This window comes from Cupriavidus sp. CPT47-8839-RL05A, from assembly GCF_058792255.1.
The window spans coordinates 98,752-119,976 of record NZ_JBYTEG010000001.1 but is presented as its reverse complement, the minus strand read 5'-3'; the positions used below and the strand labels follow the sequence as shown (position 1 = coordinate 119,976).

Below are 21,225 nucleotides of genomic sequence, written 5' to 3'. Positions count from 1 at the left end.
GGATACCGATGCGACATGCCACACCACCGGGCTGACCCCCGCGCCGCCGCCGCGATTGCGGCCGCGGCGGTTCCGTTGCCGCCCATCGACGACCCGGCGGCAAGCCCGTTCCGCGGTCCGTTTGCCAATGCCACCGGCGTGCTGGCCGATTTGCTGGCCCGACACCGCGTGGTGCTGCTGGGCGAGAGCACGCATGGCACCGCCGAGTTCTATCATGCCCGCGCCGCGCTGACGGCGCACCTGGTGGCCCGGCACGGCTTCCGCATCATCGCGGTCGAGGCAGACTGGCCAGATGCCGCGGCAGTCGACCGCCACGTGCGCGGCCGCCCGCCACAGCCGGCCGAATCACCCGGCGCAGCCTTTACACGCTTCCCGGTCTGGATGTGGCGCAACCTGGAGGTGGCGCGCTTTATCCGCTGGCTGCACACGCACAATGAAACCCTGGCGCCTGCGCAGCGCACTGGATTCTTCGGCCTCGATATCTACAGCCTGCGCGCTTCCATGGCTGCAGTGCTGGCCTACCTGGAGGGCGTAGATCCACAGGCCGCCCGAGCGGCGCGCGAGCGCTATGGCTGCCTGGAACCGTGGGGCAGGGATCCGGCGCGCTATGGGCGTGCCGTGCTGCACGGCACGCATGCCGACTGCGAGGATGCCGTCGTCGCACAGTTGCAGGCGCTGCTGGACAAGCGGCTGGCCTATGCCCGGGCGGGCCACGAGGACTTTCTCGATGCCGCGCAGAACGCGCGCCTGGTCGCTTCAGCCGAGCGCTACTACCGCGTGATGTATCACGGCAGCGACGACAGCTGGAACCTGCGCGACACACATATGTTTGAAACCCTGGCGCATCTGCTGCAGGCGCATGGCCCGCAAGCGCGCGCGGTGGTATGGGCGCACAACTCGCATATCGGGGATGCTTCGCAGACCGAGATGGGCGCCAGCCAGGGGCAGCTGAATATCGGCCAGCTGTGCCGCGAGTCCTTCGGCGACGCCGCCGCGCTGGTTGGCTTCAGCACTTACGACGGCACCGTCGCCGCGGCGACATCGTGGGACGGCCCGATGGAAATCAAGCAAGTGCGCCCTGCCCGTGCCGACAGCTACGAGCACCTGTTCCATGCGGCCGGCCATGCGCAAGCCTGGGTCGACCTGCGCGGCCCATCCGGCGCCGCCAACGGCGGCGTGCTGGCCGATGTGCGTCAGCTGCTGATGCCGGCCCGGCAGGAGCGCTTTATCGGGGTGATCTACCGCCCCGAGACCGAACTGCAGAGCCACTATGCGCGCGCCACGCTGCCGCGGCAATTCGATCTGCTGTTGTGGTTCGACCGTACGCGCGCGGTCCCGGCGCTGCCGGCGGAGCCCGCGCCGGGCGCGCCGGAGACCTGGCCTTACGGGCTCTGAAGTGGCCGCCTGGTCGCTTGTACGGAAGCTCATCCGCCGGTGCGGTCCGGCGCAACCTGGATGCGATTGACGATCTCGCGCACGCCGTCACAGCCGCGGACGCAGGCTTCGACTGCATCGCAATCGGCCTGCGCGCCGATCGCGCCGCGCAGCGTCACGCGGCCTTGCGCCACGTCCACGGCCACCTCGCTCACGTCGAGGCCGGCGTCCCACAGGCGCGAGCACAAGGCCGCCTGCAGCGCGATATCCGCTGCAGTCGCGGCATTGCCACGGGGATTGGCTGGGTTCGGGGAACCGGTCATGCGCGCACTCTCCCGTCCGTGGGAACAACGCCTCAGTAGGTACGCATGCCGTGGCCCGGATGCGCTTGCGCTGCGCCAGTGCGCGCCACGTGCAAGTGGTTGACCAGATCCTTCACGCCGAAAACCTCGTCGGCAATATCCTCGATCCGGTACTTCTGCAGCCGGTCCGGCACACTGCCCTCCAGCGTCACCACGCCCTGCTCGACCCGGACTTCGACATCGTTGAGGTCCAGCCGCGCGCTGCGCGAGAGCTGCTCGCACAGGTCTTCGAGAATGCGCTCGTCCGTGCGCTGGTAGTTGCGCGGCCCCACCGGACGCGCCCGCTGCGGCCCGCCCCGGTAGAGATCCATGCGCTCGTTGTAGCCGGTGAACTGGCGGTAAGGATCGGCCTGGCCCCGGGCGCGCGGCGCCGGCGCGTCCGGCGGCAAGCGCTCCGGGCGCCATTCCCAGGCCCCGCGGCGCCCGCCAGACTCGTCCGGGTCCACCGGCTCGTCATAGTCGTAGACCCCGTAGGCGCCCACGTAGTGACTGCGCATATCGGCTTCAGGCACCGCGCTCTCGTGCCATGGCTGGCCGCGCCAGTTGTCTCTGCGATCCATCGTCGTCTCCGCTTGCCCCGATTCGTCAATCAGTCTGCGTCCCGCTACTTCTGCCGCGGCGGCACCAGCCCGCGGTCCGGCGCGCGCAGTTCGCCCTTGCGCAACTGCCGCACCGCGCACGCCAGCGCGCGCGCCACGTTGTCCACTTCGCCCTGCACGCCAGTGTCTTGGTCCAGTGCCACGTGGCTGGTGGCATAGGGCTCGTAGTAGCCGATATACCGGTCCAGCCGCGCCTGCGGGCCCGCGTCGATCAGGCCCATCCAGTCGAGCCAGTCGGCCAGCGCGCGGCGCACGCCCTCGGTGCCGGCCACGTCGCCGTGCACCACCAGCCCGTAGGCGCGCCCGGACAGGTGCTTGGGATAGTCCCAGCCGGACAGCTCCATCGCCTTGGCGCGCACCACGTCCTTGCCATGCGTGCTGGTGGGATCGGGATTGCCGCCGTCGGCACAGACCAGCCGGTCCATCATCAGCTTCAGCGGGCTGGCGGCCTGGTACCAGTACACCGGCGTCACGATCAGCACGCCGTGGCAGGCCGCCCAGCGCGGATAGATTTCATTCATCCAGTCGTTGACCTGGCCCAGCGCATGGTTGGGATAGCAGCTGCACGGCCAGTGGCACAACGGCATTGCCGTCGACACGCACGCCTTGCACGGATGGATGCGCAGGTCGGCATCCGAAGCGAGGAGGCTCAGGTCGAGCAGGTCGACCTCGATGCCGTCCGCCTCCAGCCGTTCCCGTGCGCGCCCGGCCAGGCGCCAGGATTTCGATATCTCGCCCGGGCAGGTGTAGTCGTTGCGCGCCGCGGCGCACACCAGCAGCACGCGCGACGGCGTGGCGGGATCGGCCTGGCGCTCCTGTGCGCTCCGCACGGCCTCGCTGGCGGCACGCCACTCGTCGGAGAGCTCGTAGTCCGGATCGGCATAGCCTGGCCCGGCCTTATGCGTGCGGGGTGCCTTGCGGCCTTCCTGATAGGCATCCCAGGCGATGTGTTCGAGGCGGTCCAGCGCCTCATCCTCCTGCCGGTATGCGGGATCCGCGAAGCGCGCAAGAAAGCGCTGGCGGAACGTGTCGCGCGCCAGGGGGGCGGTCACCTGGCCCTTGCGCACATCTTCCGGGTTGCCGGGATGGCGCGGCGCACGCGGCGCATCCTGCGATGGCCGGGCTGGCTTGGGCGGGTGCTCGGGCATGACGGTCTCCGTACGGGATGCATGTCCCGCAGACATGCAAGATGAGCGCCATCCCCGGGGGGCATGCATTGCGCGCGGCGCCCTGCGTGGCGGGCGGCCGCGCGTGCAATTCGTACGTTGCCTTGTAAGAAATGCGGTCTCGGCCGGCGGCTACGGGCTTGCCTGCGGCGTCCGGTACTGCTGCTGCAGCACGCGAAACAGCTCGTGGCTGACCTGCGCCCCACGGTACTGGCGGCGCACCACGGCGCGCAGGCGCGAGCCCAGCACCTGCGTGCGCAGGGCCCGCGCATAGCGCCGCTGCACGGCGTGCTCGCGCTTGCTGACCTCCAGCAGGATGGACCGGTCCGAGCCGTGCTTGCCGATCGCGCTTCCGGCCGACGCAGCCGGGGCTGCCGTCATGTCGGGCAGCTGCCCCAGGTCAAGCAGGCACGCCTGCAGCTCCCGCGCCGCTTGCGCAAACGCATTGGCGCGGCTGGTGAGCAGCGATTTCAGGTGGGGATTGGCCGCGGCCAGCGCTGCGCCGCGGCAGCCAAGCTCGCCTTCGCGCGATGCCGCGATCAGCGCATTGAGCAACAGGATCTTCTTCTTCGCCATGACACACCTGCCCTGGTCCGCGCGCGGACCCGTGAAGTCACCGATCGGGGCCGGCTGCCGCCGGCGGTTGCTCGCTCGCGCCGGACGTGCGCCGCACACCGGGCTCGTGCAAGGATAGCGGCTCGTTCCGCGCGCCGCCAGTGGCCGCAAGCGCGCGCTGCGAGGCGGGCGGCCACGCCTTGCGGGCCTCGCGCATGCCGCGCAGGTTCATCGCGATCAGCGCCAGCTGCAGGACCACCAGCGCCTTGGCGCCGCCGTGCCAGCCCCAGGCAATCCACAGCACGTTGCTGGCAAGGAAGACCCAGAAGCCGGCGCGCCGGCGCGCGCTCCGGCGTGAGCCGACCAGCCAGGTGGCCACCACCGTCACCACCATCGCAGGCCATTGCGCTGCCTCCAGCCACCAGTCCATGCGCCTCCTTCCGCGGCCTTCCCACCGTGCCGGGAACAACACGCGCTGCCAGAGAGCGGCAAGAAGCGTACCGGCTGGACACCGCGCTCGCATCGGCCCATTGCCCTGCGCGTTCTTTCCATCGGCACGGGGCGCGCCGGTAGTTTTTACAAGCAGTAAGGCATCGCGCACATGAGATGCCGCGGCGCTTGCCCTTGAGGTGCCTTGGCTGGGCGCGCAATTGGAGACTGGCCGGGCGCGCTGGCACGCACTTCGCATGGCTGTGCCATCCCGCCGGCCGGCCGCAAGGCGCCGGACCGGGATTTTGTTGCTCCGTCGGAGCGAAACACCGGGAGGATTTTGTGCGGATCTGCCAGATCGACCTGACCGGAACGCCCGATGCCGATGAACACGCGCTCCAGCGCGTGGCGGCACTGGGCTTCGACCACGTACTGATCGGCGGCTGGCCGCACCTGCCCGGCGAAGACGCTTTCGCGGCTTGCGCCCGGCACGGGCTGGCCCCGCTGCTCGACATCTCACTGGACCGCTATGCGGTCGACCCCGCCGACGGCGCCGGGCCAGCTCCCGACCCTGGCTGGATCGACAGTGCGGTTCCAGCCTTCGCCCCACACGAGACCGACAGCCACATCCCCGGCGCGCGCCTGCGCTGGCATGACCAGCCCGCGGCCGACGCGCTGGTGCTGTGGTGGGCGGCCCGGCTACGCCAGGCCTGGGCGGCAGGCGCGGCGGGCTTCTGCTGCCGTGCGCCGGCACGCGTGCCCGGCAGGCATTGGGCCGCGCTGACCGTTACGCTGCGCAGCGATGCCGTGCCGGCACAGGCGCGCGGTGCGCCATGCTTCCTGGCATGGACGCCGGGGCTGACGCCGGCGCAACTGGATGAGCTGGCGCCCGCCGGCTTCGACGGCGCGTTCTGTTCGCTGCCGTGGTGGGATTTTCGCAGCCCCTGGCTGACCGAGGAAATCGCGCGCCTGCGCCCCTTCGGCCGGGTGCTGGCCGCCCCCGCGCTGACGCCGGCAAGCCATGACGCGCTCAGCGCGCGGCGTGCGCTGTGGACCGCCGCGGCGATCGGCGACGGCATCCTGGTGCCGGCCGGCTTCGAGACCGGCGGCGCGCTGGCACGCGACCCGCTGGCCGCGGATGGCGCCCCGCATCAGGGCGTGCCGTACGACATCACCCACGAGCTGCTGGAAACCAATACCTGGCTGGCTGCGCGCGATCCGGCGCCGGCACTGGCCGTGCGCCTGCTGAGCGGACCCGACGCGCCGCTGACGGTGCTGGCACGGCTGCCGGTGCCGGACGGCGCCTGCCCCGCTCCCGACGCGGCCGGCACCCGTAGCGACCCAGAGGTACCGGACGGTGCCCCCGCCCTGGCAGTGGTGCTCAATCCGGACCCCGCGGCGCCCGGCACGCTGGGCGCCGACCGCGTGCTGAGCGCGCTGCCGCACGCCAGCGCGCACCTGGAATCGTCACTGGGCGGTCCGGGCGGGACGGTCGATGCCAACTATCGGCTCGATGCGCTGGCCAGCATCACGCTGGCGCCGGCCGACATCCGCCTCTATGAAGTGCCACCGGTGCCCCTGACGCGGCCCGGCATGCCGGCAGCCGACGCGCGCGCGCCGCACGGCCATGAAACGCTGGCCGCCACCGGCCTGGGCAGCGTGGTGGCGGCGATGGAGGCCCCGCGGATCGCCATCGAGCACGTCGAACCCGCCTGCAACGAAGGCCGCTTCGCGGTGCGGCGCGTGGTGGGCGAGCGCGTGACCGTCAGTGCCGATATCTGGATGGATGGCCACGACAAGCTTGCCGCCACGGTGTTGTGGCGTGCGCCGGGCGAGACTGACTGGCACCAGGCGCCGATGCAGCCCGTGATCAACGACCGCTGGGAAGGCAGTTTCCCGCTGGTGGCGCTGGGCCGGCATGAATTCACGGTCGAGGCCTGGCGCGACACCTTCGCCAGCTGGCTCGACGAGATCGGCAAGAAGCGCGCGGCCGGCCTCAACGTGGCGCTGGAGATCGAGGAAGGCGCGCGGCTGGTGGCCGATGCGCTGCTGCAGCCTGCCAGGAACGGGAAGCTGGGCAATGGCGGGAAGAACAGCCGGACGGCAACCGCGGACACCGAGCTCTCATCCATCGTCGACGAACTGATCACCGCTGCCGGCGATGACGCTCGCCGGCAGGAGATCCTGCTGTCGCCACGCACCGCGGCCGCGATGCAGGCGGTGATGGCAACCCCGGCGGGGCGCCCGTTTGCCTCGCGGCATCCGGTGGCCATGCCGGTCGAGGCCGATCGCCTGGCCGCGCGCTACGCCAGCTGGTACGAGCTGTTCCCGCGTTCGCAAAGCAACGACGAGACCCGCCACGGCACCTTCGACGATGTCATCGCCAGGCTGCCCGCGATTCGCGCGATGGGCTTCGACGTGCTCTACTTCACGCCGATCCACCCGATCGGCCGCACCCACCGCAAGGGCCGCAATAACAGCCTGCGTGCCGAGCCGGGCGATCACGGCAGCCCCTACGCCATCGGCGGCGCGGAAGGCGGCCACGATGCGCTGCATCCCGAGCTGGGCACCTTCGAAGACTTCCGCCGCCTGCGCGACGCGGCCGCTGCCCATGGCCTGGAGCTGGCGCTCGACTTTGCCATCCAGTGCTCACCCGACCATCCGTGGCTGAGGGACCACCCGGAGTGGTTTGCGCACCGCCCCGACGGTTCACTGCGCTATGCCGAGAACCCGCCCAAGAAGTACGAGGACATCGTCAACGTCGATTTCTACGCCGCGCCGCCCGCGGGCGCCGCGCTATGGCAGGCCCTGCGCGACGTGGTGATGTTCTGGGCCGACCAGGGCGTGCGCATCTTCCGCGTCGACAACCCGCACACCAAGCCGCTGCCGTTCTGGGAGTGGATGATCGCCGACGTGCGCGCGCGCCACCCCGACACCATCTTCCTGGCCGAGGCCTTCACCCGGCCCAAGATGATGGCGCGGCTGGCCAAGCTGGGCTTCAGCCAGTCGTACACGTACTTCACCTGGCGCAATGCCAAGTGGGAGCTGACCGAATACCTGACCGAGCTGACGCAAAGCCCGCTGCGCGACTTCTTCCGGCCGCACTTCTTCGTCAACACCCCTGACATCAACCCCTACTTCCTGCACCAGGGCGGGCGCCCCGCGTTCCTGATCCGCGCGGCGCTGGCCACGCTGCTGTCGGGGCTGTGGGGCATGTACAGCGGCTTCGAGCTGTGCGAGAGCGCGCCCTTTGTGCTGAACGGCAAGGTGCGCGAGGAATACCTCGATTCCGAGAAATACCAGCTGCGCGTGCGCGACTGGCAGCAGCCCGGCAATATCGTTGCGGAGATCTCACGGCTCAACGAGATCCGCGCCGGGCACCCGGCGCTGCAGAACCACCTGGGGCTGCGCTTCTACCATGCCGGCAGCGACGCCGTGCTGTGGTTCGCGCGCTTCATGCCGGGCACCGACTACCTGTTCGGCGACGACGTGCTGCTGGCCGCGATCAACCTGGACCCGCGCACGGCGCACGAGACCGATATCGAAATCCCGTTGTGGGAATGGGGGCTGCCCGACCAGGCCGGCCTGGCGGTGCACGACCTGATGCACGGCCGGCGCTTCGAGCTGCGCGGCAAGCACCAGCGCATCCGGCTCGATCCGGCGCAACTGCCCTTCACGGTCTGGCATGTGCGCCCGCTTGAGCGTCCCGCCCCCCGCCCACCCGCGGCGCCGGCCTCGACCGACCCGCACGGCGCCTGACAGGCATACGTGGAGACACGGATGAAACGCCTTACCGAAACCGGCAGTGCCGCCCTGCTCAACGCCGATCCGCTCTGGTACAAGGACGCGATCATCTACCAGCTCCACATCAAGTCCTTCTACGACGCCAACGGCGACGGCGTGGGCGATTTTGCCGGGTTGCTGGCCAAGCTCGACTACCTGGTCAACCTGGGCGTGGACACGGTCTGGCTGCTGCCGTTCTATCCGTCGCCGCGGCGCGACGACGGCTACGACATCGCCGACTACCGCAACGTCCACCCCGACTACGGCACGCTGGCCGAGGCGCGCCGCTTTATCGCCGCGGCGCACGCGCGCGGGCTGCGCGTGATCACCGAGCTGGTGATCAATCACACCTCCGACCAGCATCCGTGGTTCCAGCGCGCGCGCGCCGCCAAACCCGGCTCGGCGGCGCGGCGCTACTACGTGTGGTCGGACCATGACCAGGCCTACGCCGGCACCCGCATCATCTTCTGTGACACCGAGAAGTCCAACTGGAGCTGGGACCCGGTGGCCGGCGCCTACTTCTGGCACCGCTTCTACTCGCACCAGCCGGACCTGAACTTCGACAACCCGCAGGTGCTCAACGAGGTGCTGTCGGTGATGCGCTACTGGCTCGACATGGGCGTCGACGGGCTGCGCCTGGACGCGGTGCCCTACCTGGTCGAGCGCGAAGGCACCAGCAACGAGAACCTGCCCGAGACCCATGCCGTCATCCGCCATATCCGCGCCCACCTGGACGCGCGCTTCCCCGGCCGCATGCTGCTGGCAGAAGCCAATATGTGGCCCGAGGACGCGCAGCAGTACTTCGGCCTGACCGGCCCGGAGCCGGAAGGCGACGAATGCCACATGGCCTTCCACTTCCCGCTGATGCCGCGCATGTACATGGCGATCGCGCGCGAAGACCGCTTCCCGATCACCGACATCATGCGCCAGACGCCGGAGGTGCCGCCCAACTGCCAGTGGGCCATCTTCCTGCGCAACCATGACGAACTGACGCTGGAGATGGTGACCAGCAGCGAGCGCGACTACCTGTGGGAGGTCTACGCCACGGACCGGCGCGCGCGCATCAACCTGGGCATCCGCCGCCGGCTGGCGCCGCTGATGGAGCGCGACCGCCGCCGCATCGAGCTGATGAACAGCCTGCTGTTCTCGATGCCGGGCACGCCGGTGATCTACTACGGCGACGAGATCGGCATGGGCGACAACATCCACCTGGGCGACCGCGACGGCGTGCGCACGCCGATGCAGTGGTCGCCCGACCGCAACGGCGGCTTCTCGCACGCCGACCCCGAGCGCCTGGTGCTGCCGCCGCTGCAGGGCCCGCTGTATGGCTACGAAGCCGTCAACGTCGAGGCGCAGGCGCGCGACCCGCATTCGCTGCTGAACTGGATGCGGCGCATGCTGGCGCTGCGGCGCAAGCACCGCGCCTTCGGCCGCGGCACGCTGCGCTTCCTGTTTCCGGGCAACCGCAAAATCCTGGCCTACCTGCGCGAATACGAGGACGAGCACATCATGTGCGTGGCCAACCTGTCGCGCGCGCCGCAGGCCGTCGAACTGGACCTGTCCGCCTTCAACGGCCGCGTGCCGGTGGAGATGATGGGCGCCACGCCGTTCCCGGCCATCGGCACGCTGACCTACCTGCTGACGCTGCCGCCTTATGGCTTCTACTGGTTCGTACTCAGTGACGAGGCGCAGCCCCCGTCATGGCACGTGGAAGCACCCGAGCAGATGCCGGACCAGATCACCCTGGTGATGCAGAACACGAGCCGGCCGGAGCTGACCGACGCCTCGCGCCGCATCATGGCCAGCGACGTGCTGCCGCACTACATCAGCCGGCGCCGCTGGTTCGGCGCCAAGCACGAGCGCATCGAGCGCATCGAACCGGCGTACCTGCTGCCATTCGCGCGCGGCAGCAGCGGCGAAGATGTCTACCTGGGCGAGGTCGAGGTGACCCTGCCTGGCCGCACCGAACGCTACCAGCTGCCGCTGGGCATCCTGTGGGACCGCGAGAGCGCCGACAGCGTGTCGCAGCTGGCACATGGACTGTCGATGGCGCGCGTGCGCCAGGGCAGCCGCGTGGGGCTGGCCACCGACGGTTTCGTGGTCGAGCCCTTTGCGCGCGAGGTGGTGCGCGCGCTGCGCAATGACGTGCAGATGCACGCCGGCAACGACATCATCCACTTCCGCGCCGAAGCCGGCCTGGCCGCGCTGGAACTGGAGCGCGACCCGATCGAATACATGTCGGCCGAGCAGTCCAACAGCTCGCTGTCCTACAACAACACCGCCGTGCTCAAGATGGTGCGCCGGGTCTCTGGCGGCATCCACCCCGAGGCCGAGATGACGCGCTACCTGACCGCGCAGGGCTATGCGCACGCGGCGCCGCTGCTGGGCGAGGTGGTGCGCACCGGACCGGATGGCGTGCCGCATACGCTGATGCTGCTGCAGGGCTATGTCCTGAACCAGGGCAATGGCTGGGACTGGACCCTGGACTACCTGGGCCGCGCCATCGATGACGCGCTGCCCTCGCAGGAGAGCGAGGACGAGTTTGCCGAGGCCATGAACGGCTACGCCGCGCTGGCTGGCACGCTCGGCCGCCGGCTGGCCGAGCTCCATGCGGTGCTGGCACGGCCCAGCGGCGACGACGCCTTCGCGCCGCTGCCGGCCACCGCAGGCGATGCGCGCGCGTGGGCCGAGCAAGCCCTGCGTGCGCTGCAGCGCGCGCTGACGCGGCTGGAGTCCGCGCCCGCCACCGTGCCGGGACCGGTGCGCCAGGGCTTCGAGGCCGACGTGCAGACCCTGCTGGCCGCGCGCGACGCGCTGCCCGCGCTGGTCGAACAGCTCGCCGCTGCCGCGCCGGGCAGCCTGCAGACGCGCATCCATGGCGACTTCCATCTGGGCCAGGTGCTGATTGCGCAGAACGACACCTACCTGGTCGACTTCGAAGGCGAGCCCGGCCTGCCGCTGGACTGGCGCCGGCGCAAGACCTCGCCGCTGCGCGATGTGGCCGGGCTGCTGCGCTCGCTGGACTACGCCGCGGCCACGGTCGGCACCGACCGCCAGGAGCGCACCCACAGCGAACTGCCGCCGCAGCTGGCCGAACGCCGCGCGGTGCTGCTGGAGCGCTTCCGCAGCACCGCCAGCGAAGCCTTCCTGAACTCCTACCACCTGCACATGCAGGACTCGGGCACACCCTGGGTCGCGCCCGGCCAGCTGCAGCCATTGCTGGACCTGTTCCTGCTGGAACGGGCAGCCTATGAGGTCGACTACGAAGCCGCCAACCGCGTGGCGTGGATCGACCTGCCGGTCAGCGGCCTGGCGCGCCTGCTGCGCAAAGTGCTGGCGCCGGGAGACCAGCCATGAGCCCCGCCCATGGCACCCAACCCGGCATGCTGCCGGGCCACGAGCTCGAGGCCCTGCTTGGTGCGCGCCACCATGACCCGTTTGCGGTGCTGGGTCCGCACCCTGACGGCAACGGCACGCTGGTGCGCGCCTGCCTGCCAGGGGCGGCGTCGGTGCAGCTGACCGATGCCGGCGGCACGCCACTGGCGGAGATGGCGCGGCTCCATGGCGGCGGCGTCTTCGCCGCGCGGCTGCCGCGCGAATACAAGGGCAGTGCGCCCGATTACCGGCTGCGCGTGCAATGGTCCGACGGCACCGCGCAGTGCAGCGCCGACCCTTATGCCTTTGGCCTGCTGCTGGGCGAACTGGACCTGCACCTGATCGCCGAGGGCCGCCACTTCGAGCTGGGCGCCTGCCTGGGCGCGCAGTGCCAGCGCGTGGACGGCATCGACGGCGTGCGCTTTGCCGTGTGGGCGCCGAACGCGCAGCGGGTCTCGGTGATCGCTGACTTCAACGGCTGGCACCCGGCGCGGCACCCGATGCGGCTGCGCCACCCCAGCGGCATCTGGGAGCTGTTCATCCCCGCCGCGCTGGGCGCGCAGCCCGGCAGCCGCTACAAGTACGACCTGCTCGACCCGCACGGCACCGAGCTGCCGGACAAGGCCGACCCGCTCGCGCTGGCCACCGAGGCGCCCCCCGCCACCGCCTCGGTGGTGGCCGGACCGGACCAGGGCGCGCCCCCCTTCGCCTGGCATGACGCCGACTGGATGGCGCGCCGCGGCGGCACCGATGCCTATGCCGCGCCGATGTCCGTCTATGAAATCCATGCCCTGTCGTGGCTGCGGGCGGCCAACGACCCGCAACGCGGCTGGGAAATCCTGGCCGAGAGGCTGGTGCCGTACGTGCAGGAACTGGGCTTTACCCATATCGAGCTGCTGCCCATCACCGAGCACCCGTTTGGCGGCTCGTGGGGCTACCAGCCGCTGTCGCTGTATGCTCCCACCGCGCGGCTGGGGCCGCCGCAGGCCTTCGCCGCGTTTATCGACCGCTGCCACCAGGCCGGCATCGGCGTGATCCTGGACTGGGTGCCCGCGCATTTCCCGACCGATCCGCACGGGCTGGCGCGCTTCGACGGCACCGCGCTGTACGAGCACGAGGACCCGCGCGAGGGCTTCCACCAGGACTGGAACACCCTGATCTACAACCTCGGCCGCAACGAGGTGCGCGGCTTCCTGCTGGCCGGCGCGCTGCACTGGCTGGAGCACTTCCACGCCGACGGCCTGCGCGTGGACGCGGTGGCATCCATGCTCTACCGCGACTACAGCCGCGAGCCCGGCCAGTGGGTGCCGAACCGCTTCGGCGGCCGGGAAAACCTGGAAGCCGTCGACTTCCTGCGCGAACTGAACGCCGTGGTCCACGAACGCTGCCCCGGTGCGCTGACCATCGCCGAAGAATCCACCGCCTGGCCCGGCGTGACCGCCAGCGTCGCCAGCGGCGGGCTTGGCTTCGACTTCAAGTGGAACATGGGCTGGATGCACGACACGCTGCATTATCTCGGGCACGAGCCCGTCCATCGCGCCTGGCACCACCAGGACATGACCTTCGGGCTGGTCTATGCGTGGTCCGAGGCCTTCGTGCTGCCGCTGTCGCATGACGAGGTGGTGCACGGCAAGGCCTCGATGATCGGCAAGGTGCCCGGCGACGAGTGGCAGCGATTTGCCGGCCTGCGCGCCTACTACGGCTTCATGTGGGCGCACCCGGGCAAGAAGCTGCTGTTCATGGGCGGCGAACTGGCGCAGTGGCAGGAATGGAACCACGATGCCGAGCTTGACTGGGCCTTGCTGGACCACCCCATGCACCGCGGCATGCACACGCTGGTGCGGGACCTGAACCGCCTCTACCGGGAGCTGCCCGCGCTGCATGCGCTGGACCACCGCCCCGAAGGCTTCCAGTGGGTGGTGGGCGACGACAACCATAACAGCGTGTTTGCGTGGCTGCGCCGCGCGGGCCCATACAGCCGCGAAGTGGTGCTGGTGGTGGTCAACATGACCCCGGTGCCGCGCTATGGTTACCGGCTCGGGGTGCCGTATGCCGGCGCCTGGCAGGAATGCCTGAATACCGATGCCGCCGTGTATGGCGGCAGCAATGTCGGCAACAGCGGCGCGGTAGCGGCAGTGGACGTGCCTTCGCACGGGCAGCCGGCTTCGCTCGCGCTGACGCTGCCGCCGCTGGCCACGCTGGTGCTGCGCTTCGATCCGGGTGGCGGCATCCAGGGCGCATCGACATGAGCCGACAGTTCGCGGACCGGCTGCTGCCGGGCAAGCCGTATCCCCTCGGGGCCCACTGGGACGGCCTGGGTGTCAATTTCGCGGTGTTCTCGGCCCATGCCTCGCGCATCGACCTGTGCCTGTTCTCCGACAACGGGCGCAAGGAGCTGGCGCGCCTGCGGCTGCCGGAATGCACCGACGAGATCTGGCACGGCTACCTGCCCGATGCCGCGCTCGGCACCCTGTACGGCTACCGCGCGCACGGCCCCTACGATCCCCCGCACGGCCACCGCTTCAACCCGCACAAGCTGCTGCTCGACCCGTATGCGCGCCAGTTGAGCGGCCCGGTGCGCTGGTCCGATGCGCTGTTCGGCTACCGCCTGCAAAGCGCGCGCGGCGACCTGACTCCGGACCGCCGCGACAGCGCCCCCACCATGCCCAAGGCGGTGGTGGTCGACGAGAGCTTCCACTGGGGCGACGACCGCCCGCCCGCGGTGCCGTGGCCGTCCACCGTCATCTATGAAGCCCACCTGCGGGGCCTGTCGATGCTGCGCGGTGACCTGCTGCCCAACCTGCGCGGTTCCTTCGCCGCGCTGTGCGACCCGCGCTTTATCGACCACCTGGTGCAGCTCGGCATCACCACCGTCGAGCTGCTGCCGGTCCACGCCATCCTGCAGGACCGCTTCCTGCTGGAGCGCGGACTGCGCAACTACTGGGGCTACAACACCATGGCGTACTTCGCGCCGGAGCCCGCCTACCTGGGCACCGGGCAACTGCAGGAGTTCAAGGTGGCGATGCGGCGCCTGCACGCGGCCGGCATCGAAGTGATCCTGGACGTGGTCTACAACCATACCTGCGAGGGCAACGAGCTGGGACCGACGGTGTCGTGGCGCGGGCTGGACAACGCCAGCTACTACCGGCTGGTGCCGGGCGACGAGCGCCACTACATCAACGACACCGGCTGCGGCAATACGCTCAACCTGTCGCATCCGCGCGTGCTGCAGATGGTGATGGACTCGTTGCGCTACTGGGTCCACTGCTACCACGTCGATGGCTTCCGCTTCGACCTGGGCACCACCCTGGGGCGCGAGGGCAACGGTTTCGATGCGGGCTCGGGCTTTTTCGATGCACTGATGCAGGATCCGGTGCTGAGCCGCGTCAAGCTGATCTCCGAGCCGTGGGACCTGGGCCCGGGCGGCTACCAGCTTGGCAACCACCCGCCCGGCTTTGCCGAGTGGAACGACAAGTTCCGCGACGTGGCGCGCCGCTTCTGGCGCGGCGACGCCGGCCACCGCGGCGAGCTGGCGGCGCGGCTGGCGGCCTCGGCCGACCTCTTCGACCGCCGCCACCGGCGCCCCTGGGCCAGCATCAACTTCATCACCGCGCACGACGGCTTCACGCTGGCCGACCTGGTCAGCTACAGCAGCAAGCACAACGAGGCCAACGGCGAAGACAACCGCGACGGCACCGACGACAACGCCAGCGCCAACTGGAGCCCCGACGGCAGCATCGAAGGCCCCACCGACGACCCCGCCATCCTGGCCTGCCGCGCGCGCGTGGCGCAGGCACTGATGGCCACGCTGCTGCTGTCGCAGGGCACGCCGATGCTGACCGCCGGCGATGAATGGGGCCGCAGCCAGCAAGGCAACAACAACGCCTACTGCCAGGACGACGAGATCTCGTGGCTGGACTGGAAGCAGGCCCAGACGCCCGGCGCGCAGCCGCTGCAGCACATGGTGCGCCGCCTGCTGGCCCTGCGCCGGCGGCTGCACTCCCTGGCCGGCGACCGCTTCGCGCACGGGCGCGAGGAACCGGCGCAGGGCATTGCCGATATTGCCTGGTTCGATACCGACGGCAAGCCGCCCACCCCCGAGGAATGGGCCGACCCGGAGATCCGCACGCTCGCGCTGCGCCGCGCGGCCGCGCCGCCCCAACCGGAGCGCGCGCAGCTGGGCTCGCTGGCGCAGGACGAAGAGAGCGATGCCGGCGCCGTGCAGGTAACCTTGCTGCTGCTCAACGCCGGCGATGCCGAGGCCTCCTTCCTGCTGCCCGGGCCCACGCTGGCCTGGACACTGCTGTTCGACAGCAGCCGGCCCGACGCCACCGAGGCCGAACTCGCGGGCGAGGCGGTCGCCGACAGCCAGGCGGTGGCGGGCCACTCGCTGGTGCTGCTGGCGGCCCAGGCCCGCAGCCGCCAGAGCGCGCCCCAGGAAAGCCCGCCGCTGGGCGCGCCGCAGGAGGCACAGGCATGAGCCGGCGCGCCACCCGCCACGACACGCCCACGCCGCTGCATGCGCTGGCACTGCGCGCGGGCCTGCTGCCCCGGTGGACGGATGCCTGGAACCAGCCCCAGACTGTGTCCGACGCCGCACTGCGGCGCGTGCTGGACGGCCTGGGCCTGCCTTGCGCCACCACTGGCCAGTGCGAAGCGTCGCGCGCATGGCTTGCCTCCGATGACGCCGCGCATGCACTGCCGCCGCTGGTCACCGCCGAGCGCGGCAAGCCGGTGGCGGTGCCGTGGCCACATACCCTGCCTCAGCGGTCCTACCGGCTGACGCTGGAAGACGGCGCCATCGTCACCGGCACCGCGGTGCGTGGCAACGACGGCAGCGCGCGCGACAGCGACGGCACCATGCTGCTGCCCGCCATCGACGTATGCGGCTACCACCGCCTGGAACTCGGCGATGCGCACACCGTGCTGGCGATCGCGCCGCCGCGCTGCTACGGCGTTGCCGATGCGCTGCGGCACGCCGGCCGCGCGGGCGAACTGACCCGGCCCTGGGGCCTGGCAGTGCAGCTCTACGGCCTGCGCCGCGGCGCGCCCTGCGGCCTGGGCGACCTGAGCGCGCTGACCCAGTGCTGCATCAGCGCGGCCGGCGCCAGCGCCGACGCCGTCGCCATCAACCCGCTGCACGCCGGCTTTGCCGCGCTGCCCGGGCGCTATAGCCCGTATGCGCCGTCCAGCCGCCTGTTCCTGAATCCGCTCTATGCCGACCCCGCCGTGCAATTCGGGCAGGCCGCGGTAGACTGGGCCGTCGCCGCGCTCGGCGCGGGCGCGTCGCTGCAAGCGCTGGAAGCCCGCAGCGAGATCGACTGGGTCAAGCTGACGCCGCTGCGCTACGCCATCCTGCGGTGGCTATGGGAGCGCAGCGATGCGCTGCTGCCGCGCGCGGCGCTCGATGACTGCGCCGCCTTTCGCGCGCGCGGCGGCACCGCCTTGCACGCGCACGCCTGCTACGAGGCCATCCAGGCCCAGCGCCTGGCCGACAGCGCCAACGGCATGAACCACAACCCCGCGCCTGACTGGCGCTGCTGGCCGGTGACGCTGCGCGCGCCCGGCGATGCCGCCGTGGCGGCCTTTGCACAGGCCCATGCCGATGAGGTCGCCTACCACGCTTTCCTGCAATGGATTGCGGCCGACGGCATGGCACGCGCGCAGCGTGCGGCGCGCGGCGCTGGCATGGCGGTCGGCATCGTCTCCGACCTGGCGGTGGGGGCCGACCCTGGCGGCAGCCAGGCCTGGACGCGGCAACAGGAAATCCTGGCGGGCTTCCATGCCGGCGCACCGCCGGACCTGTACAACCCGCTCGGGCAGGACTGGGGCGTGGCGGTGTTCTCGCCGGGCGGGCTGCGCCGCCGCGGCTACGCGGCCTTCCTGGAGATGCTGCGCGCCAACCTGGCCCATGCCGGCGGGCTGCGCATCGACCATGTGCTGGGCCTGGCACGCATGTGGCTGATGCCTGCCGGTGCCCCGGCCAGTGAAGGCGCCTACCTGCGCTATCCGCTGCAGGACATGTTGCGGCTGGTGGCGCTGGAATCATGGCGGCACCGCGCCATCATCATCGGCGAAAACCTGGGCACGGTGCCGCCGGAGCTGAATGCGGCGCTGTCGGCCCGTGGCGTGCTGGGCATCGATGTGCTGTGGTTCCAGCGCGAGGAGAGCGCGCCAGTGGATGCGGCCGAGGCAGCTCAGCGGGTGCCCGCCCCGGCGCCCGACACCGTGCCCGCCTTCCTGCCTCCCGCAGCCTGGCCGCCCGATGCCATCGCCACCACCTCGACCCACGACCTCCCCACAGTCACCGGCTGGTGGGCCGGCCGCGACCTTGCGTGGCGCGACCGGCTGCACCTGCTGGCGCCCGGCGAAACCCTCGCGGCGATGCAGGCCGGCCGTGCGCGCGAGCGCGGCGCGCTCTGGCAGGCGCTGTGCGCAGCGGGGCTGTGCAGCGGCGCCGTGCCGGACCCCGCCGATGCCCCGCTCGATGCCGTGCTGGCGTGGCTCGGCACCGCGCGTACCGCCCTGCGCCTGGTGCCGCTGGAAGACCTGCTGGGCGAGGCCGAGCAGCCCAACCTGCCCGGCACCACCAGCGTCCATCCCAACTGGCAGCGCCGGCTCGATGCCGATGTACGTGCGCTGTTCGATACCCCGGCGGTGCAGGCGCGAGCCGACGCCTTGCGCGGCGGCCGCCGCGGCGCACGCCATCCGCCGCCACGCGCGTAGCCACGGGTCGCCCGCAATATGTGCCGCTTGCACGACCAGAGCCGCGATCTCGGTGCAGGGATTGCTCCATCCACTAAGCTTGACCCACGCACATGCGCAGGAGCCTCGCCATGAAGGAATCTGTCCGGCCCGAGCATGCCGATGACACCCGTACCGCCCTGTCCGGCGCCAGCCTGCGCCGGGCCTTCCTCGACCACGTCTTCCATACCCAGGGCAAGCTGCCCGGCCACGCCAGCCAGAACGACCTCTACCAGGCAGCGGCGCATACCGTGCGCGACCGCCTGGTGCAGCGCTGGATCAGCACCGCCGAGGCCTACCTGGGACAGCCCTCGCGCACCGTCGCCTACCTGTCGGCGGAATTCCTGATGGGCCCGCACCTGGGCAACAACCTGATCAACCTGGGCATCTTCGACGAGGTGCGCGAGGCCATGGCCGCTGCCGGGCTGGATCTCGACCGCATCCTGGAGCAAGAGGTCGAGCCGGGGCTGGGAAATGGCGGCCTGGGCCGGCTGGCGGCCTGCTTCATGGATTCGCTGGCGACGCTGGAAATCCCCGCGCTCGGCTATGGCATCCGCTACGAGTACGGCATCTTCCAGCAGACCATCATCGACGGCATGCAGGTGGAATCCACCGACACCTGGCTGCGCAACGGCAACCCGTGGGAGATCCAGCGCTCAGAGTGGGCCGTGCAGGTGCGCCTGGGCGGCCACACCGAGCACTACACCGACGACCGCGGCCACTACCGCGTGCGCTGGGTGCCGGCCAAGACCGTGGTGGGCGTGCCGTTCGACTCGCCGATCCTGGGCTACCGCGTCAATACCGTGAACACCCTGCGGCTGTGGCGCGCGGACGCCACCGAGGCCTTCGACTTCCATACCTTCAACCGCGGCGACTACCTGGGCGCGGTCAGCAAGAAGGTCACTTCCGAGAACCTGACCAAGGTACTCTACCCCAACGACGAGACCAGCCAGGGCAAGGAGCTGCGGCTGGAGCAGCAATACTTCTTCGTCGCCTGTTCGCTGCAAGACATGCTGCGGCTGCTCGCCGTCGACGGCATCCCGGTGACGCGCTTCCACGAGAAGTTCGCGGTGCAACTGAACGACACCCACCCGGCCGTGGGCATTGCCGAGCTGATGCGGCTGCTTGTCGACGACCATGACCTGGCCTGGAACGAGGCCTGGCACATCACGCAGAATGCCTTTGCCTACACCAACCACACGCTGCTGCCCGAGGCGCTGGAGCAGTGGCCGCTGCCGCTGTTTGCCCGTGTGCTGCCGCGCCATCTCGAGATCATCCTGGAGATCAACGCGCGCTTGCTGGACGAGGTGCGGATCCGCTTCTACGGCGACGAATCGCGCCTGGCGCGGCTGTCGCTGATCAATGAGCACGGCGAACGGCATGTGCGCATGGCCAACCTGGCGTGCGTGGGCAGCCACGCCATCAACGGTGTGGCCGAGCTGCACTCAAGGCTGATGCGCGAGGACGTGCTCAAGGATTTCTACGAGATGTGGCCGGAGAAGTTCACCAGCATCACCAATGGCGTGACGCCGCGGCGCTGGCTGGCGCTGTCCAACCCGCGTCTGACGCGGCTGGTGTCGGAGGCGATCGGCGACGGCTGGATCTCCGACCTGGCGCAGCTCCGCGCGCTCGAGCCGTATGCCGAGGACGCGGGCTTTCGCGAACAATGGCAGGCCGCGCGGCACCAGAACAAGGTAGCGCTGGCCGAGCTGGTCCGCGACACCACCGGCGTGGTGGTGGACCCGTCCTCCATGTTCGATGTGATGGTCAAGCGCATCCACGAATACAAGCGCCAGCACCTGGCGGTGCAGCATGTGATCGCGCTGTACCACCGCATCAAGTCCGACCCCGGCACCGAGATCCAGCCACGCACCTTCCTGTTCGGCGGCAAGGCGGCGCCGGGCTACGCCTATGCCAAGCTGATGATCCGCTTCATCACCTCGGTGGCCGACGTGGTCAACCGCGACCCGCAGGTGCGCGACCGGCTCAAGGTGGTGTTCCTGCCCAACTTCAATGTCACCTACGGGCAGCGCATCTACCCGGCGGCCGACCTGGCCGAGCAGATCTCGCTGGCGGGCAAGGAAGCGTCCGGCACCGGCAACATGAAGTTCGCGATGAATGGCGCGCTCAATATCGGCACCATGGACGGCGCCAATATCGAGCTGCGCGAAGCCGTGGGCAACGACAACTTCTTCCCGTTCGGACTGACCGCGCCGGAGGTCTATGCGCTGCGTGCCAGCGGCTACGACCCTGCCGCCTACTACCACAGCAACCCGCAGCTGCGCGCAGTGATCGACCTGGTCCAGCAGGGCTTCTTCTCGCGCGGGGACCCGGGGCTGTTCCGTCCGCTGTTTGACCCGCAGCAGAGGCACGACCCCTACCTGCTGATGGCCGACTTCGCCTCCTACATCGAGTGCCAGGAGAAAGTCTCCCAGGCCTTTGCCGAACCGGCGCGCTGGCAACGCATGTCGGTGCTGTCGTGCGCGCGCTCCGGGCGCTTTTCATCGGACCGGGCGATCCGCGAGTATTGCGAGCGCATCTGGCACATCGAGCCGGTGCCGGTGCGGCTGCTGCACCGCGCCAGCGGTGCGCCCTGGCAGGCTGAATCTCCGGTGCGCGCCGCGTAAGCGGCGTGACGGGCACTGCGGGCGTGGGCTAGCGCACGTCCGCACTGCGCGGGAAGTTTCTACAATGGCCCATGTAACCAAGCCCGGGCTGGCGGCTACGCCCCGCCAGCATGCGCCCTCGCAAAGCGTTGTTCCGTGGGCATGGAGTTCGCGTTGGACACAAGGACCGGCCATCCGGCCGGCTCTCCCTTTGCACGTTCCACAGCTGTTC

At 70.1% G+C, this 21,225-nt stretch carries 12 protein-coding genes; 7 read left to right on the top strand and 5 right to left on the bottom strand.

The window, feature by feature from the left end; genetic code table 11:
- The first annotated feature begins 15 nt into the window (after window positions 1–15).
- A complete protein-coding gene (locus tag AC3WVS_RS00510; protein WP_492316900.1) occupies window positions 16–1,395 on the top strand; it encodes an erythromycin esterase family protein in 1,380 nt (459 codons plus the stop codon).
- A gap of 29 nt (window positions 1,396–1,424) precedes the next feature.
- On the opposite strand, the gene AC3WVS_RS00505 is transcribed toward AC3WVS_RS00510, so the two are convergent.
- The 5 genes from AC3WVS_RS00505 to AC3WVS_RS00485 all read right to left on the bottom strand — a co-directional run bounded on the left by AC3WVS_RS00505 (window position 1,425) and on the right by AC3WVS_RS00485 (window position 4,486).
- Complete coding sequence (locus AC3WVS_RS00505) at window positions 1,425–1,697, bottom strand: BON domain-containing protein (RefSeq protein ID WP_492316899.1); 273 nt, start codon at window positions 1,695–1,697, stop codon at window positions 1,425–1,427.
- Window positions 1,698–1,729: 32 nt separating this feature from the next.
- A complete protein-coding gene (locus AC3WVS_RS00500) occupies window positions 1,730–2,296 on the bottom strand; it encodes a BON domain-containing protein (RefSeq protein ID WP_492316898.1) in 567 nt (188 codons plus the stop codon).
- A 44-nt stretch (window positions 2,297–2,340) separates the two neighbouring features.
- Window positions 2,341–3,483 carry a flavodoxin family protein gene (locus AC3WVS_RS00495; RefSeq protein WP_492316897.1) on the bottom strand — a complete coding sequence of 381 codons (1,143 nt, stop codon included), beginning with the start codon at window positions 3,481–3,483 and terminating at the stop codon, window positions 2,341–2,343.
- Between the two features lie 150 nt (window positions 3,484–3,633).
- Complete coding sequence (locus tag AC3WVS_RS00490; protein ID WP_492316896.1) at window positions 3,634–4,077, bottom strand: PA2169 family four-helix-bundle protein; 444 nt, start codon at window positions 4,075–4,077, stop codon at window positions 3,634–3,636.
- A gap of 37 nt (window positions 4,078–4,114) precedes the next feature.
- Complete coding sequence (locus AC3WVS_RS00485) at window positions 4,115–4,486, bottom strand: hypothetical protein (protein ID WP_492316895.1); 372 nt, start codon at window positions 4,484–4,486, stop codon at window positions 4,115–4,117.
- A 341-nt stretch (window positions 4,487–4,827) separates the two neighbouring features.
- On the opposite strand from AC3WVS_RS00485, the gene AC3WVS_RS00480 reads away from it, so the two are divergent.
- From AC3WVS_RS00480 to AC3WVS_RS00455, 6 genes are all read left to right on the top strand, one after another.
- Window positions 4,828–8,244: a maltotransferase domain-containing protein gene (locus AC3WVS_RS00480; RefSeq protein WP_492316894.1), complete on the top strand. Its 3,417-nt coding sequence runs from the start codon at window positions 4,828–4,830 to the stop codon at window positions 8,242–8,244.
- 21 nt (window positions 8,245–8,265) lie between these two features.
- Window positions 8,266–11,625 (top strand): maltose alpha-D-glucosyltransferase, encoded by a 3,360-nt coding sequence (treS, locus tag AC3WVS_RS00475; protein ID WP_492316893.1) that lies wholly within the window; start codon window positions 8,266–8,268, stop codon window positions 11,623–11,625.
- Entirely contained in the window at window positions 11,622–13,892 is a 2,271-nt protein-coding gene (glgB, locus tag AC3WVS_RS00470) for a 1,4-alpha-glucan branching protein GlgB (protein WP_492316892.1), read from the top strand. Before treS ends, glgB begins: the two co-directional genes overlap by 4 nt.
- The gene (gene glgX / locus AC3WVS_RS00465) at window positions 13,889–16,123 is read left to right on the top strand and encodes a glycogen debranching protein GlgX (protein ID WP_492316891.1); all 2,235 of its coding nucleotides are present in this window, start codon (window positions 13,889–13,891) and stop codon (window positions 16,121–16,123) included. The genes glgB and glgX overlap by 4 nt, the downstream gene beginning before the upstream one ends.
- Window positions 16,120–18,369, top strand: a complete 2,250-nt coding sequence (malQ, locus tag AC3WVS_RS00460) for a 4-alpha-glucanotransferase (RefSeq protein ID WP_492316890.1) — start codon at window positions 16,120–16,122, stop codon at window positions 18,367–18,369. Before glgX ends, malQ begins: the two co-directional genes overlap by 4 nt.
- 110 nt (window positions 18,370–18,479) lie before the next feature.
- Complete coding sequence (locus AC3WVS_RS00455) at window positions 18,480–21,014, top strand: glycogen/starch/alpha-glucan phosphorylase (protein ID WP_492316889.1); 2,535 nt, start codon at window positions 18,480–18,482, stop codon at window positions 21,012–21,014.
- Window positions 21,015–21,225 lie beyond the last annotated feature (211 nt).